At 39.1% G+C, this 15622-nt stretch carries 11 protein-coding genes, 1 tRNA gene and 1 pseudogene; 8 read left to right on the top strand and 5 right to left on the bottom strand.

Going from position 1 to position 15622, the window contains the following annotated elements; translation table 11 throughout:
• Positions 1 to 6 precede the first annotated feature (6 nt).
• Entirely contained in the window at positions 7 to 2085 is a 2079-nt protein-coding gene (gene fusA, locus DBU79_RS02200) for an elongation factor G (protein ID WP_000101843.1), read from the top strand.
• A 447-nt stretch (positions 2086 to 2532) separates the two neighbouring features.
• On the opposite strand, the gene DBU79_RS07885 is transcribed toward fusA, so the two are convergent.
• Positions 2533 to 2745 carry a hypothetical protein gene (locus DBU79_RS07885; RefSeq protein WP_229764002.1) on the bottom strand — a complete coding sequence of 71 codons (213 nt, stop codon included), beginning with the start codon at positions 2743 to 2745 and terminating at the stop codon, positions 2533 to 2535.
• Positions 2746 to 3146: 401 nt separating this feature from the next.
• Positions 3147 to 4196, bottom strand: coding sequence for a lipopolysaccharide heptosyltransferase II (gene waaF / locus DBU79_RS02195; protein ID WP_154411418.1), 1050 nt, complete (start codon positions 4194 to 4196; stop codon positions 3147 to 3149).
• Between the two features lie 61 nt (positions 4197 to 4257).
• Between waaF and hisS the strand changes: the two genes are divergently transcribed.
• The 3 genes and pseudogenes from hisS to DBU79_RS02180 all read left to right on the top strand — a co-directional run bounded on the left by hisS (position 4258) and on the right by DBU79_RS02180 (position 8131).
• On the top strand, positions 4258 to 5586 hold the full coding sequence (gene hisS, locus DBU79_RS02190) for a histidine--tRNA ligase (RefSeq protein WP_154411417.1): 1329 nt from the start codon (positions 4258 to 4260) through the stop codon (positions 5584 to 5586).
• Positions 5573 to 6613 carry an aspartate-semialdehyde dehydrogenase gene (asd, locus tag DBU79_RS02185; protein ID WP_154411416.1) on the top strand — a complete coding sequence of 347 codons (1041 nt, stop codon included), beginning with the start codon at positions 5573 to 5575 and terminating at the stop codon, positions 6611 to 6613. The genes hisS and asd overlap by 14 nt, the downstream gene beginning before the upstream one ends.
• 432 nt (positions 6614 to 7045) lie before the next feature.
• Positions 7046 to 8131 (top strand): annotated as a pseudogene (locus tag DBU79_RS02180) (DUF874 family protein).
• Positions 8132 to 8366: 235 nt separating this feature from the next.
• Here the strand turns inward: DBU79_RS02180 and DBU79_RS02175 are convergent.
• Complete coding sequence (locus DBU79_RS02175; protein WP_134890364.1) at positions 8367 to 9110, bottom strand: carbonic anhydrase; 744 nt, start codon at positions 9108 to 9110, stop codon at positions 8367 to 8369.
• 275 nt (positions 9111 to 9385) lie between these two features.
• Between DBU79_RS02175 and DBU79_RS02170 the strand changes: the two genes are divergently transcribed.
• The 3 genes from DBU79_RS02170 (at position 9386) to DBU79_RS02160 (ending at position 13278) form a co-directional block, all read left to right on the top strand.
• A complete protein-coding gene (locus DBU79_RS02170; protein ID WP_154411415.1) occupies positions 9386 to 10561 on the top strand; it encodes a sugar transporter in 1176 nt (391 codons plus the stop codon).
• Positions 10562 to 10747: 186 nt separating this feature from the next.
• Complete coding sequence (locus DBU79_RS02165; RefSeq protein WP_229764001.1) at positions 10748 to 12112, top strand: HP1184 family multidrug efflux MATE transporter; 1365 nt, start codon at positions 10748 to 10750, stop codon at positions 12110 to 12112.
• A 14-nt stretch (positions 12113 to 12126) separates the two neighbouring features.
• Positions 12127 to 13278 (top strand): cation:proton antiporter, encoded by a 1152-nt coding sequence (locus tag DBU79_RS02160; protein WP_000542870.1) that lies wholly within the window; start codon positions 12127 to 12129, stop codon positions 13276 to 13278.
• Positions 13279 to 13282: 4 nt separating this feature from the next.
• Here the strand turns inward: DBU79_RS02160 and DBU79_RS02155 are convergent, their stop codons facing one another.
• Together DBU79_RS02155 and DBU79_RS02150 are read right to left on the bottom strand one after the other, a co-directional pair.
• Positions 13283 to 14044, bottom strand: coding sequence for a tRNA 2-thiocytidine(32) synthetase TtcA (locus DBU79_RS02155; protein WP_000312900.1), 762 nt, complete (start codon positions 14042 to 14044; stop codon positions 13283 to 13285).
• A gap of 18 nt (positions 14045 to 14062) precedes the next feature.
• Positions 14063 to 15355 carry an MFS transporter gene (locus DBU79_RS02150; RefSeq protein ID WP_326731050.1) on the bottom strand — a complete coding sequence of 431 codons (1293 nt, stop codon included), beginning with the start codon at positions 15353 to 15355 and terminating at the stop codon, positions 14063 to 14065.
• Positions 15356 to 15538: 183 nt separating this feature from the next.
• Between DBU79_RS02150 and DBU79_RS02145 the strand changes: the two genes are divergently transcribed.
• Positions 15539 to 15616: transfer RNA gene (locus tag DBU79_RS02145), tRNA-Met, on the top strand.
• Positions 15617 to 15622: the final 6 nt, after the last annotated feature.

The following is a 15622-nucleotide window of genomic DNA, read 5'->3' as shown; positions in this document are numbered from 1 at the left end:
GTTAGAATGGCTAGAAAAACCCCATTAAATAGGATTAGGAATATCGGTATCGCCGCTCACATTGATGCCGGGAAAACCACCACTTCTGAAAGGATTTTATTCTATACAGGCGTGAGCCATAAGATTGGCGAGGTGCATGACGGCGCGGCGACAATGGATTGGATGGAGCAAGAAAAAGAAAGAGGGATCACGATCACTTCTGCGGCAACGACTTGCTTTTGGAAGGATCACCAAATCAATTTGATTGACACTCCAGGGCATGTGGATTTCACTATTGAAGTGGAGCGATCCATGCGCGTTCTAGATGGCGCGGTTTCGGTGTTTTGCTCGGTTGGGGGCGTGCAGCCTCAAAGCGAGACCGTGTGGCGTCAAGCGAATAAATACGGCGTGCCTAGGATTGTTTTTGTCAATAAAATGGATAGGATTGGGGCGAATTTCTATAATGTAGAAAACCAGATTAAGCTTCGCTTGAAAGCTAATCCTGTGCCTATTAATATCCCTATTGGGGCTGAAGACACTTTCATTGGCGTGATTGATTTGGTCCAAATGAAAGCGATTGTTTGGAATAATGAAACCATGGGAGCCAAATACGATGTGGAAGAAATCCCTAGCGATTTGTTAGAAAAGGCTAAACAATACCGAGAAAAGCTTGTAGAAGCCGTAGCCGAGCAAGATGAAGCCTTAATGGAAAAGTATTTAGGCGGTGAAGAATTGAGTGTTGAAGAAATCAAAAAAGGCATTAAAACAGGTTGTTTGAACATGAGCCTTGTCCCTATGCTTTGTGGTTCTTCTTTTAAAAATAAAGGCGTGCAGACTTTATTGGATGCAGTCATTGATTACTTGCCAGCGCCTACGGAGGTTGTGGATATTAAGGGGATTGATCCAAAAACTGAAGAAGAGGTTTTTGTGAAATCCAGCGATGATGGCGAGTTTGCCGGTTTGGCGTTTAAAATCATGACGGATCCTTTTGTGGGCCAACTCACTTTTGTGCGCGTGTATCGTGGCAATCTAGAGTCCGGTAGCTATGTGTATAACTCCACCAAAGACAAAAAAGAGCGCGTGGGAAGACTCCTTAAAATGCACTCCAATAAGAGAGAAGACATTAAAGAAGTTTATGCGGGCGAGATTTGCGCGTTTGTGGGCTTAAAAGACACGCTGACTGGGGACACGCTTTGCGATGAAAAGAATGCTGTCGTTTTAGAGAGGATGGAATTTCCTGAGCCAGTCATTCACATCGCTGTGGAGCCTAAAACGAAAGCAGACCAAGAAAAAATGGGCGTGGCGTTAGGCAAGCTTGCTGAAGAAGATCCAAGCTTTAGGGTGATGACTCAAGAAGAAACCGGGCAAACCCTTATTGGTGGCATGGGTGAATTGCACCTAGAAATCATCGTGGATAGATTAAAAAGAGAATTTAAGGTGGAAGCTGAAATCGGTCAGCCGCAAGTCGCCTTTAGAGAGACTATCCGCTCAAGCGTGAGCAAAGAGCATAAATACGCTAAGCAAAGCGGTGGTCGTGGGCAATACGGGCATGTGTTTATCAAGCTTGAGCCTAAAGAGCCTGGCAGTGGGTATGAATTCGTGAATGAAATTTCTGGGGGCGTGATCCCTAAAGAATATATCCCTGCGGTGGATAAGGGTATCCAAGAAGCGATGCAAAATGGCGTTTTGGCAGGCTATCCGGTGGTGGATTTTAAGGTTACCCTTTATGATGGGAGCTACCATGATGTGGATTCTTCAGAAATGGCGTTTAAAATCGCTGGCTCTATGGCGTTTAAAGAAGCGAGTCGTGCGGCTAACCCGGTTTTACTAGAGCCTATGATGAAAGTGGAAGTGGAAGTCCCTGAAGAATACATGGGCGATGTGATTGGCGATTTGAATAGAAGAAGAGGGCAAATCAATTCTATGGATGACCGATTAGGCTTGAAAATCGTGAACGCTTTCGTGCCGTTGGTGGAAATGTTTGGTTATTCTACGGATTTACGATCAGCCACTCAAGGGCGTGGGACTTACTCTATGGAGTTTGATCATTATGGTGAAGTGCCTAGCAATATCGCTAAGGAAATTGTAGAAAAACGCAAGGGTTGATTTGATTATAACGCTCTCTTGTGAGAGGGTGTTGTAGGTAGTCTTTAAACTTTTTCTCTTTTGGATTTAAAAAAGACTTTTTTGAGGGTTTTTAACCCTTTTTATCTCTCTAATTACCTTTCTTGCTATAAAATTGATTCTTGACTCTATTGTCAAACAGGAGTAACTAAAATTTTTTAATTTTTTAAAAATGGGGTTTTGGTTGCTTTGCTTTATAGTAAAGTTTATCCCAACAGCGCGAAAAACTCTATCTTTTAAGGTGCAATATAGGTGCATAGCCATTAGGCTATATTTTAGCTAAAAGAGATTAAAATAGCTCTAGTCTTTTTGGGGTAGGAAATATCCATACAGACTATAAAGAACAAAGCCTTTCGTGTTAGCATTCAATGGAATGCTTTAGTTAGGAAGCTTCTTTCTTTAGAAAGGGGCGGTTTCACTTTCTTAAGTTTATTTAAGACTCATTTTTTCAAGGGATAGGGGGTATTTTGAAATAACTTTTCTTCTTAACGCCCATAAGATCGCATTATTAAGAAATTCCGCTTGACTAATAACAAGCTTTTTTGTCTTCAATCTTAAAAAACGCTTTTGAGCGTTTTTATTTTTTAAGAAAAATGGCTGATTGCTCCCAGGCGTTTTTATATAACAAAACGCAATCTGCAAATTTCTTAGTGAAAATTCTATTGGTTTCTATTCGTTTACTTTTGAGAAATATAATTCTCTCGCTTTTAAGATCATCATAAGGAGTTTTCGTATGAAAAAGCAAATCTTGACAGGTGTTTTATTATCAGTTTTGGCTGTGAGTTCTGCATACGCTCACAAAGATAAAAAAGACGCCAAAAAACCTAAAAACTCAGTGGTCTAATGGCTTTGACTCTAAAGAAGCGTTTTTAAAAACGCTTCTTTAGATACTATTCTATAATTTTTCTTACCATTTTTTTAAAAACCCTTGATAGGATTTATCGCTCTTCTTACACCTTTAAAAGTGAAGTTTGAATCTTTTATATACTAGCTAGAATTTTGTCAATACGGCTGTGTTCTTTAAAAAAGCGCATAAAAGGCGTTTAAGGCTTTTCTAAAAGAGTGTGAGCGGCTTTTAAGACTTCAAGGGGAGTGATAGATTTCATGCACAAATGGTTTTTTTCATTCTTTAAGGGGCAAACTCGTTTCTTGCAGGGCGAACAGCTTAAATGGTGGTTCAATACGATCGTTTTTTGAGCTTTATAGGGGCGAGTTTCTTTTTCATCAGTGGGGCCAAAAAGAGCGATTAAGGGGGTTTGTGCACTAGCAGCCACATGCATAGGACCGCTATCGTTAGTGATGAATAAATCTAAAATAGCGATGCGCTCTATCAATTCTTCAATGCTTGTTTTCCCGCACAGATTGTAAGCGTTATTGGATAATAAGGGGTTTTTTAATAAGCCTTTAATGAGTTTTAAAATTTCTTCAGAAACGATAGCGTCTTCTTTAGTCCCAAAAAAATAAATTTCATGCCCTTCTTCTAACAAAACAGCAGAAACTTCAGCGTAATAAGAAGCTGGCCATCTTTTAGCGCTCCCATAGCTTGCGCTAGGGTTAAAGCCGATTTTTTTAGGGGTGTTTGGGGTGTGAGTGGGGAGGTTAAAGGCCAGTTTTAAGGGTAAAACGCTTTTTCTATCCAATTCTTTTTTTAAAAATTGCGAAAATAAAAAGCAATACTTTTCCACTTGATGATACTCTTTAGGGGCAGAAATTATCGCATGGCTAAGGAACAAAGAACGAAAAAATTGAGCAAAACCGATACGAACGGGCGTTTTTGTCGCATAGAGCAAAAAAGCGGAATAAAAATGGTTGTTTAAAGTGATCGCTATATCGCAACACCCTATTTTTTGAGCGAGTTTGTGAGTGGCTAGTAGCCTGAAAAAGGATTTTTTGGTGTCATCTATAAAAACGGCTTCTATTTTTTCATCTTTTTTGAAAAGTTCGCAAGTCATTTGCGGGCCCACTAAGATAAAACGCGCGTTAGGGTAGTGGTGTTTAAGGGTGTAAAAAAGCGAGCTTGCCATCACCCCATCGCCTAACCAATTAGGCAAACGCAATAAAATACGCATGCGTTTGGGCGCATTTACGCTCATCAATAGCCCTTTTTTAAAGATTTTAAGCTAAAATTTTAGCATACAAATACAAGGAAATGGAATGATTACCCCTAAAGTGTTGAGCGGGTTTAAAGACCGCTTGCCTAAAGATGCGATGCAAAAAGCCCAGTTACTTTCTAAAGTTTCAGTCGTGTTTCAAAGTTTTGGTTTTGTGCCGATTGAAACCCCTCATTTGGAATACGCTGAAGTATTATTGCCTGATGCGAGCAGTGATATTCAAAAAGAAATTTATCGTTTTAAAGACCATGGGGATAGGGATGTGGCTTTAAGGTTTGATTTGACCGTGCCATTAGCCCGCTTTGTTTCTTTGCACCACCAAACGCTAGGCATGCCCTTTAAACGCTACGCTATAGGCAATGTCTTTAGGGGCGAAAGGGCGCAAAAAGGGCGTTACAGGGAATTTACGCAATGCGATTTTGATTTTATAGGGAGCGAAAGCTTGGTGTGCGATGCTGAGATCATTCAAGTGATTATCGCTTCCTTGAAAGCTTTGGATTTAGAAGATTTTTGCGTCTCTATCAACCACAGAAAAATTTTGAACGGGATATGCGAATATTTTGGCGTTTCTCAAGTGAATGAAGCGTTGCGCATTGTGGATAAATTGGAAAAAATTGGCCTGAATGGGGTTGAAGAAGAATTAAAAAAAGAGTGCGATTTGGATTTAAACACCATTAAAAAGCTTTTAGAAATGGTTCAAATCAAACAAAACGATTTAAGCCATGCGGAATTTTTTGAAAAAATTGCTTATTTGAAAGACTATAATGAAAATCTAAAAAAGGGCATACAGGATTTAGAAAGGCTATACCAGTTGCTAGGGGATTTACAAATTTCTCAAAACCTGTATAAAATTGATTTTTCTATCGCTAGGGGATTAGGGTATTATACAGGGATTGTGTATGAAACCACGCTTAATGGCATGAAGTCTTTAGGGAGTGTGTGTTCAGGGGGTCGTTACGATCATTTGACTAAAAATTTTTCTAAAGAGAATTTACAAGGGGTGGGGGCTTCTATTGGGATTGATCGATTGATTGTGGCTTTGAGTGAAATGCAATTATTAGACGAGCGTTCCACCCAAGCCAAAGTCTTAATCGCTTGCATGCATGAAGAGTATTTTTCTTATGCAAACCGCTTAGCGGAGTCTTTAAGGCAAAGCGGGATTTTTAGCGAAGTCTATCCAGAAGCTCAAAAAATCAAAAAACCCTTTTCTTATGCTAACCATAGGGGGCATGAGTTTGTGGCTGTCATTGGCGAAGAAGAATTTAAAAGCGAAACCTTAAGCCTAAAAAACATGCATTCAGGCATGCAGTTGAATTGTTTGAGTTTTTTAAAAGCCCTTGAAATCATTGGAGAAAACAATGAAGACTTATAATGTTGCTATTGTCGGGGCTAGTGGGGCGGTAGGCCAAGAGCTGATTAAGGGTTTAGAAAATTCTTTTTTCCCGATTAAAAAATTTGTCCCGCTCGCTAGCGCTAGGAGTGCCGGTAAAAAGATCAAAGCTTTCAATAAAGACTATGAAATTTTAGAAACCACGCATGAAGTTTTTGAAAAAGAAAGAATAGACATCGCCTTTTTTAGCGCTGGGGGGAGCGTGAGCGAAGAATTTGCTATAAGCGCTTCAAAAACGGCCTTAGTGATTGATAACACGAGCTTTTTTAGATTGCATAAAGATGTGCCTTTAGTCGTGCCTGAAATCAACGCTAAAGAAATCTTTAACGCTCCTTTAAATATCATCGCTAACCCTAATTGCTCTACCATTCAAATGACGCAAATCTTAAACCCCTTACACCTCCATTTTAAGATAAAAAGCGTGATTGTTAGCACCTATCAAGCCGTGAGTGGGGCAGGGAATAAGGGTATAGAGAGTTTAAAAAATGAGTTAAAAACCGCTTTAGAATGTTTGGAAAAAGATCCCGCTATTGATTTAAGCCAAATCTTGCAAGCTGGGGCTTTCCCTTATCCGATCGCTTTCAATGCGATCGCTCATATTGATACTTTTAATGAGAATGGTTACACGAAAGAAGAGCTAAAAATGGTGCATGAAACCCATAAAATCATGGGCGTAAATTTCCCTATCAGCGCGACTTGCGTGCGCGTGCCGGTATTGAGGAGTCATAGCGAGAGTTTGAGTATCGCTTTTGAAAAAGAATTCGATCTTAAAGAAGTCTATGAAGTTTTAAAAAACGCCCCTAGCGTGGTTGTTTGCGATGATCCTAGCCATAATCTCTACCCCACGCCCTTAAAAGCGAGCAACACGGATAGCACCTTTATTGGGCGCTTGAGGAAGGATTTGTTTGATAAGAAAACTTTGCACGGCTTTTGCGTGGCGGATCAATTAAGAGTGGGGGCAGCCACCAACGCGCTCAAAATCGCTCTGCATTACATTAAGAACGCTTGAGTTCGCTCAAAGATAACAAAGATGAATGTGCATGCACTTGAATTAAGGATAAGGATCAATCTAACCCAATCTCTAAAAAAGAGCTTTAAGTTACTAGGCTTGCGATGTTAAATAAGGGTGTAATTGAATTTCTCAAGGCTTGATTGAGAGAAATGCTAATATTTGGTAGGTCAAAAGGAATGAAAGGCTTACACTCAAGCAGAGAGTGAATGTTTAGCTAGCGAGTTATTGCCTATTATTCCCTTTAAAAGGGTGTGAGTTTAAGGTATAAAGAAAACTTGTATCAAGTTTTATTGGAATGGATTAGAAAAATCTGATTGGATTGACCCTTACAATTTTTCAAACCAATTGTTTAATAGCGGTTAAATATGGCTATATACACTACAATAATAAGATTTTGAAAAGTGAGATTGTTTTTTTGAAAGGATTTAAATGCCTATTATAAGGGTTTTAGTAATGCTTGCAACAATGATGATGAAGTTAGGAAAAACGGCAAAAGAAAAGAAAGTTTTTAAGAATGTGGGAGTGTCTGTAATGGGGATTGCTTTTTGGGAGGCGATAAAAGACTCGATAAAAAAACAAATTAAAAAAAGCGATTGGATATGCGGGAATGTTAAGACTGCAGATGATTATTTAAAAACGCATCCTAACTCATGGTTTAATTCAGCAATAGGTGTAACAACGATAACGGCCATGCTTATGAATGTGTGTTTTGCTGATGACCAATCCAAAAAGGAAGTGGCTGAAACTCAAAAGGAAGCTGAAAATGCTAGGGATAGAGCGAACAAGAGTGGGATAGGACTGGAACAAGAACAACAAAAGACAAGCAATATAGAGACTAATAACCAAATAAAAGTAGAACAAGAATAACAAAAGACAGAACAAGAACAACAAAAGACAGAACAAGAAAAACAAAAGACAGAACAAGAAAAACAAAAGACAATTAATACACAGAAAGATTTCATTAAATACGCAGAACAAAATTGCCAAGAAAAACATAATCAATTCTTTATTAAAAAAGCAGGAATTAAGGGTGGTGCTATAGAAGTAGAAGCTGAATGCAAAACCCCTAAACCTGCAAAAACCAATCAAACCCCTATCCAGCCAAAACACCTCCCAAACTCTAAACAACCCCGCTCTCAAAGAGGATCAAAAGCGCAAGAGCTTATAGCTTATTTGCAAAAAGAGCTGGAATCTCTGCCCTATTCACAAAAAGCTATCGCTAGACAAGTGGATTTTTATAAACCAAGTTCTATCGCTTATTTAGAACTAGATCCTAGAGATTTTAACGCTATAGAAGAATGGCAAAAAGAAAATCTAAAAATACGCTCTAAAGCTCAAGCTAAAATGCTTGAAATGAGACATTTAAAAACAGACCCACAAGCCCACCTTTCAACCTCTCAAAGCCTTTTGTTCGTTCAAAAAATATTTGCTGATATTAATAAAGAAATAAAAGTAGTTGCCAATACCGAGAAAAAAGCAGAAAAAGCGGGTTATGGTTATAGTAAAAGGATGTAGGCATAAGAAAAATAAGAATACCATAAAATCGTTTTAGCTTATTTATGGTATTTTAAAAACTCTATGTTACCCAATTAGAACAGAGCTTTTTTTAAACTCCTTAGTAGGGATCCCAATCGTCTTTAGCGTTTGAGCGTTTCACAAAATACAAGCGGTTGCAATTTTTGGCGTTGTTTTATTAGAATAATTTTTATCTCCCTCTTTATAAAGAGAGAGTTTTCATTTTATCGGGTCTTTAGCGGGTCTCAGCTGAGCTTTTAATGATTACGGTGTTGTAGTCAGGCTGGACGGGGCGTTGGTTGGGCGAATTTTTCATGCGTTTTTTGATTTCAGCTAATTGTTTGGCAGAGACTTCCAAAGGCTCTTCTATGACAAACCATGCCACCCCTTCTGTGCAAGGAGGAGCGGTGAGAGAGCCGTTAAAATGGTAGTAATTGATGCTTTTAGGTAAGAAAGCGTCTAAAGCTATCTCTTTAAAATTTTGTTTCTTTTGAATGCCTTCTAAAATAGGATCAAGGTTGGGGTTTTCTTTCCCTTCTTCAAAACCTACCGCTAACACCAACAAACGCCCTTTAGCGTCTTTATGTACGAAATGCACGCTCAAAGGCCTGGTTTTATTATTGATTAAAAATTCCATAGGGGCGTGGAAATGTACATTATCCAACACATAATCATGCCCTCTATAATTGATGTGGTTAGTCGGTTCAAACGAAGCTTTTAAAGTGTGGTGGGTGAAAAAGACCGCTTTAGGTTTAGAAGCGGCGTATTTGAATTGCAAATCGGCTTTATCTTGCGTGTGGTAGTAATGCTCAATATTGATGGGCGATTGGCTTTTACCGCTTTTGCACACTTCAAAATCTTTGTGCAATTTGTCCCAGCGGTGCGGGCCATTTTCTTTGTTTTTATAATCCCATTTGGTGTTTTCAGCGCCTATAAGAGAAGTGGCTAACGCTAAAGCGATCAAAAAAGTTTTTTTCATTTTAATTATCCTTTGTTCTAAAATTCTAAAATATTAAAAAGCAATGGGCTAATTCTAGCGCTTAATCAACAATGACCGCAGTTACAAAAAATAGATTGGTTAAAAGTTAGAAATGATTTTAAATTCTGTTTTATATAGTAACAACTCCCTTAAATTAATGCGCCTATGGAGCGGAAATATTTGTTTTAACCAGCCCCCAATTTATAAGCGATTAAAATTTTTGTCTTATACTACAAGTTTTCAAATTGAATAAAATTTAACCTCTTAAGATTTAAATGATGATAACCAAACAATCGTATAAAAAACTCGCCTTGATGCGGGTTTTTGTGTTTTCGCTTTCGGCGTTTATTTTTAACACCACGGAGTTTGTCCCTGTTGCGCTTCTATCAGACATTGCAAAAAGTTTTGAAATGGAGAGTGCAACAGTGGGGCTTATGATCACTCTTTATGCGTGGCTGGTGTCTCTTGGATCATTGCCCTTGATGCTACTTAGCGCTAAAATTGAAAGGAAACGCTTATTGCTTTTCCTTTTTGCCCTTTTCATTCTCAGCCATATCCTTTCAGCGTTAGCGTGGAATTTTTGGGTGTTACTGATTTCTCGCGCTGGAATCGCTTTAGCCCACTCAGTGTTTTGGTCCATTACGGCTTCTTTAGTCATTCGTGTCGCGCCCATCGGCAGGAAACAGCAAGCTTTGGGGTTATTGGCGCTAGGGAGTTCGTTGGCGATGATTTTAGGGTTGCCGCTTGGGAGAATCATTGGGCAAATGCTAGATTGGCGCTCCACTTTTGGCGTGATTGGGGGCGTTGCGACTCTTATAGCGTTGCTGATGTATAAATCGCTCCCGCCTTTGCCGAGTAAAAACGCAGGCACTCTATCTAGCCTTCCTGTATTAGTCAAACGACCGCTTTTAATGGGGATTTATTTGCTTGTGATCATGGTTATTTCTGGGCATTTCACCACTTATAGCTATATTGAGCCTTTTATCATTCAAATCAGCCAATTTTCCCCTGACATTACGACACTAATGCTGTTTGTGTTTGGGTTAGCAGGCGTGGTGGGGAGTTTTTTATTCGGCCGTTTGTATGCGAAAAATTCAAGAAAATTTATCGCTTTTGCAATGGTTTTAGTCATTTGCCCGCAACTCTTACTTTTTGTGTTTAAAAATTCAGAGTGGGTGGTTTTCTTGCAAATTTTCTTATGGGGGATTGGGATCACTTCGCTTGGGATTTCCTTGCAAATGAGGGTGTTGCAACTCGCGCCAGATGCCACGGATGTTGCGAGTGCGATTTATTCGGGGAGCTATAATGTGGGGATTGGGGCAGGAGCGTTATTTGGCAGTATTGTGATTCACCAATTAGGGCTAGGGTATATTGGCTTTGTGGGTGGGGCTTTAGGGTTGTTGGCACTGTTTTGGCTTAGATTCATTACGATAAAGTTTAAAAAAACATAAAGAGCGTTAAAAGGATTAGCCCAATAAAGAAAATCCCTTTTGCGCTAAAAACCATTTTTTAAAATTTAATGATACTGCTTAAATCTAAGTGCGCTAACGGACAGATTGTCTTTCTTTTTATGTTAAAATAGAAAAATTTGTCATAAATTTTAATGTGTGGTTTAAATGCTAAAAAAAAAGATTGATTTGCATAAAGATTCTATTAGGAAGCTCTTTTTTTATTATTTTATCCCTTTAGCTTTTTCTATGATCTCACTTTCCACTTACTCTATGATAGATGGCATGTTTGTGGGCAAGAAACTGGGTAAAGAAGCTATCGCTGCGGTCAATATCGCATGGCCTATTTTCCCGGCGTTGGTGGCGTATGAATTGCTTTTTGGTTTTGGGGCAGCGAGTATTGTGGGGTATTTTTTGGGTCAAAATAAAACCCATAGGGCTAGGCTTGTGTTTAGCAGCGTGTTTTATTTTGTCGCTATAAGCGTCTTTATTTTGAGCATGGCGTTATTGCCTTTTAGCGAAACTATCGCGCGCCTTTTTGGGAGCAATGACGCTTTATTGAGCATGTCCAAACGCTACATTGAAATCATTTTAATGGGCGCGGTTTTTATGGTTTTGCACCCTTTGGCGGATGTTTTTGTGGTGAATGACAAACGCCCCATTTTAGCGATGGTAGCGATGCTGATTGGCTCGTTAGCGAATATCTTTTTCAACTACTTGTTTATTTTTGTTTTGGAAGTGGGGGTTCAAGGCAGTGCGATAGCCACCGTGATAGGGCATGCGATAGGGGTTTTAGTCTTAATGCAGCATTTTTTGCGCAAAAAAGGGCAATTGTATTTCATCAAGCGTTTTTCTTTGTCTTCAGTCATTTCTTCAGCCAAAAGTGGCGTGCCTCAAAGCACGGCAGAATTTAGCGCTTCTATTATGATTTTGTTGTTTAATACCGCTATCATGCACACTGCAGGGGAAAGATTTGTGAGCATGTATGGGATCGTTATGTATAATGCGATTATCTTTTTTACGACTTTATTTGCGATTTCTCAAGGCATCCAACCGATTGCGAGCTTTAGCTATGGGGCTAGAAAATTAGAGCGCGTGAAAGAGGTGTTTGTTTTTGGTTTGAAAGTGGCGTTTTGTATAGGGATTGTTTTCTATGGCGCTTATTATTTCTTAGATGAATTTTTAATCAAGCTTTATTTGCAGCCAAGCGAACAAGACCCTCTCTTTATGCAAGAAACTAAAAGGGCGATGAATATTTATTATGTTGGCTATGTTTTTTTAGGCATGACTTTGTTGTGCGCGGTGTTTTTCCAATCCATCCAACGCGCTAAAAGTTCGTTTATCATCACCCTTTCACACACGCTGGGGTTTATAGTTATTCTATTGCCGATTTTAAGTTATTTTTATGGGATTAATGGCGTTTGGGTAACTTACCCTATTGCGCAATTTTTAGCGTTTTTAGTAGCGTTAGGGGTAACTTATTATGAAATCAAAAAAGGGGTTTTTACCACTTATAAAGAGAAAAACCCTATCGCTAACTTAATCAATAAATAAGGTAAAATTAAGACATGCATGCAGAATTTTTCACTTTTGCGCTCATTATGCTTTTAATTGTGATGGCCCCTTATATGTCTAGAATCTCTCGTTTGCCTATCACGGTTGTGGAGATTTTATTTGGGTCTGTTGGGGCGTATGTGGGTTTTATTGAGCCAACCAAGGGCTTTGAAATCATGTCTGAGATTGGCTTTTTATTTTTAATGTTTTTATGCGGTTTGGAAGTAGAGATTTATTTGTTTAAAAAATTAGGGGTTTCTCTTTTAAAACGCATTTTTGCTTATCTGTTGATTTTATACACGCTTTCGTTCATCCTTACTTTTAGCCTTAATTTAGAGCCTATTTTCATGGTGATTTTCCCTATTATTAGTTTGGGCATGATCATGACTTTAGTCAAAGATTATCGTAAAGAGATTTTGTGGCTTGATTTGGTTTTGAAAGTGGGCGTTATTGGGGAATTATTAAGCATTTTTGGTTTGGTGGTCGTGGATGGGGTGTATTCGCATGGTTTGGGCATGGATTTGATTAAAGATTTAGGCATTCTCATTGTTTTTTTAATCTTAATTATCGTGGCGTTTCAAATCTTTAAGACTTTGTTTTGGTGGTTCCCGCATTTAAAGCTTTTTGTGATGCCTAAAAGCAGTCAGTTTAACCAAGATGTGCGTTTTTCGCTCATGCTCTTTTTTTCACTAGTTGCGATCGTGGTGTGGCTCAAAATAGAAATGGTTTTAGGGGCGTTTTTGGCGGGGTTAGTCGTTTCTACTTTTTTCCCTCATAAATCAGAATTGATCCACAAGCTCAATGATGTGGGTTTTGGGTTTTTTGTGCCTTTGTTTTTCATCCATGTAGGCTCTACTTTAGACTTAAAATTAGTGTTTTTAAACCCGCATTTGATTCTCCAAGGGATATTGATTGTCATAGCGATGTTAAGTTTGCACTTGATCACTTCAACCTTATTGTGGCGCAAATACTTTAAAGAAGCTAAGCATTTGTTTTCATTCGCTTTAGGGGCTTCTATGCCTTTAACTTTTTTAGTAACCACCGCAGCAGTGGGCTTAAAAGCGCAAGCGATCTCGCAAAACACCTACTACGCGTTGCTCATGGCGGCTATCTTTGAAGGGGTGTTATTTACGATTGCGATTAAAATGCTCAACAAAAAAGCTTAAAGCTTTAAGCGTCTAAATATCTAGCGTCGCTAAAGCTGCTCGCTTGGACATTATTGAACGCATTCTCTAAGCTATCAAAGAAACGAGGGTGCAAGTTTTGCATTTCTTTTAAGAAATTTTTGGTGGCTAATCGCGCGATAGGAGGCTTATCAGAGGTGGGCTGCTTGGCTGGGCAGTTGCAATCAGGAGCAACCGGAATATTTTGAGAAGTGACAAAATGGATACTACTGGCTTCTCGAACCTTAATCAAAGGGCGGATCACCAACAAGCCGTTTTCAGCCCTATAAATGGGGGGCATGCTCCTTAAACTCCCGTTATAAGTGAAATTCATAAAAAAGCTTTCCACCGCATCATCTAAATGGTGCGCAATAGCGACTTTATTATAACCTTCTTCTAAAGCTTTAGAATACAAAGTCCCTCTCCTCAAACGAGAACAAAACGAACAAAACGAGCTTTTTTCACGGCGTTTTTCGTTGATGGTGGCAGCGATTTGGGTGTAAATGATCTCATGCTCAATGCCTTGCTCTTGGCACAAATCGCTCAACCACTTCAAATCTTCGCCCAAACCATAATGCACGGTAACCGCTTTAAAATCAAATTTGAAAGGGGCATGTTTTTGCATCCTGGCTAAGATGCAAGCGAGCATGATAGAATCCTTGCCCCCACTCAATCCTAATAAGACTTTATCGCCTTCTTCTATGAGTTTGTAAGTGGCGTTGGTCTTGCCCACAATGTGTAAGACTTTTTTAGAAATTTCATAGGCCATTTTTGATCCTTTATGGTTTTATTTTCTAAAGTTTTGCGCTAAGCGAATGATTTCTTCTTCACTAATGTGATCGGAATTATATTTCACAATAATGATTTCTTCGCTAATATTAACATACCATTCAATGATTTTATCTTCTAAAGTTTCAAATTGTTCCTCATTATAAGCGTCTAAGGGGAAATAGACATTTTTTTGCTTGGAAGGGTTGTTGAGTAAAAAGAGCGATAGTCCCCAAATAAGCCCTAAAGCTACAACAATTAAGCTTGTGTTAGAAACGCCTAAATGATGGTAGCTCAACCCCCCGCTCACGCCCCCAACAAAGCTCCCTAAATAGCCAAAAGTGGTGAATTGCCCTAAAACCTTGCCTTTTTCATGCGCTCTGGCGAATTTGGACGCTAAAGATTGCATGATAGGCTCTAAGGTGGCAAAGCCAATAAAGAAAAACGCCACCCCAAGAATAAAGAGCCATAAATATTTTCCTAAAAAGCTAGAGTCGGCTAAAAACAAGCACAAATAACTCACAATAAACAACAGTGCACCAGAAAGCATCACCCCTTTAGGCTTGTTGTATTTTTCAGCCATAACGCTCGCTACTCCCATGCTTAAAACCCCCAATAAGGCTCCAGGCACATACACCAAGATCAAAAAGCTTTCATCTTTATGGAATTCATTCACTAAGGCTAAAGGGATCAGCACAAAAATAAGCGTCATGAACGCTTTTTCAAAAAAAGAGCTTAGATACAAAAGATACAAGGCTTTAGAGTTGGGTTGATAAGCTTTTATGTTTTTGATTTGGTAAGAAATTTTAGGGGCGTCTTTGACTTTTAAAAGCATCAATAAACTCAATAAAGTTAAGATCGCAGTGAGTAAAAAGAGCCATTTTGCCCCCCCCAAAAACGCCACAACCCCAGGGCCAATCGCCATGCTTATGGTGAAGCTAATGAAAATAAACGCTCCCATGATCGCCATGGCTTTAGTGCGCTCTTCTTCTTTCACTTCATCCGCCACCATCGCGCTAACAACCCCCCCTAAAGCCCCCATGCCTTGAATGAAGCGCCCTATAACGAGCCAAACAATATCATTTGCTATAAAGCACACTAACGAGCCAGCTAAAAACAACAACAAGCACACCATAACCACCACTTTACGGCCTATCTTATCGCTAAGAATGCCCATGGGGGTTTGAAAAACAATTTGCGTAAGATACGCTCCGCCCACAGCCAACCCCACGAGTAAGGGACTGCTTGAATGGAAACTATCCGCATACAAACTGATGACAGGCAAAACAATAAAAAGCCCCAAAAACCGCAACGATGAAACTAACGCTAATGGAAAAATTTTCTTAAACATGCGGATTATTTTACAAGAAAATGCCCAACTTTTGTCATCAATTTGAGAAAGTAAGATTGTAATAAAAGTTTAATGTAATTTTAATGGATTTTTAAGAAAATTTTTTGTATAATCTCAATTCTTTATTTTTATAAAATTGCTTGTGTCAAGGTAGCTCAGCTGGTTTAGAGCGCTGGTCTCATAAGCCGGAGGTCGGGGGTTCAAGTCCCCCTCTTGACACCATGATTT

The sequence above is a fragment of the Helicobacter pylori genome, from assembly GCF_009689985.1.
Classification (GTDB): domain Bacteria; phylum Campylobacterota; class Campylobacteria; order Campylobacterales; family Helicobacteraceae; genus Helicobacter; species Helicobacter pylori_CG.
The sequence above is the reverse complement of the archived record's forward strand: the minus strand, read 5'-3'. Positions and strand labels throughout refer to the sequence as shown.

Coding starts and splice junctions, on each gene's coding strand:
- asd (WP_154411416.1), top strand. CDS start 5,573: ATGAAGACTTATAATGTTGCTATTGTCGGGGCTAGTGGGGCGGTAGGC.
- DBU79_RS02170 (WP_154411415.1), top strand. CDS start 9,386: ATGATGATAACCAAACAATCGTATAAAAAACTCGCCTTGATGCGGGTT.
- DBU79_RS02160 (WP_000542870.1), top strand. CDS start 12,127: ATGCATGCAGAATTTTTCACTTTTGCGCTCATTATGCTTTTAATTGTG.
- hisS (WP_154411417.1), top strand. CDS start 4,258: ATGATTACCCCTAAAGTGTTGAGCGGGTTTAAAGACCGCTTGCCTAAA.
- fusA (WP_000101843.1), top strand. CDS start 7: ATGGCTAGAAAAACCCCATTAAATAGGATTAGGAATATCGGTATCGCC.
- DBU79_RS02155 (WP_000312900.1), bottom strand. CDS start 14,044: ATGGCCTATGAAATTTCTAAAAAAGTCTTACACATTGTGGGCAAGACC.
- DBU79_RS02175 (WP_134890364.1), bottom strand. CDS start 9,110: ATGAAAAAAACTTTTTTGATCGCTTTAGCGTTAGCCACTTCTCTTATA.
- waaF (WP_154411418.1), bottom strand. CDS start 4,196: ATGAGCGTAAATGCGCCCAAACGCATGCGTATTTTATTGCGTTTGCCT.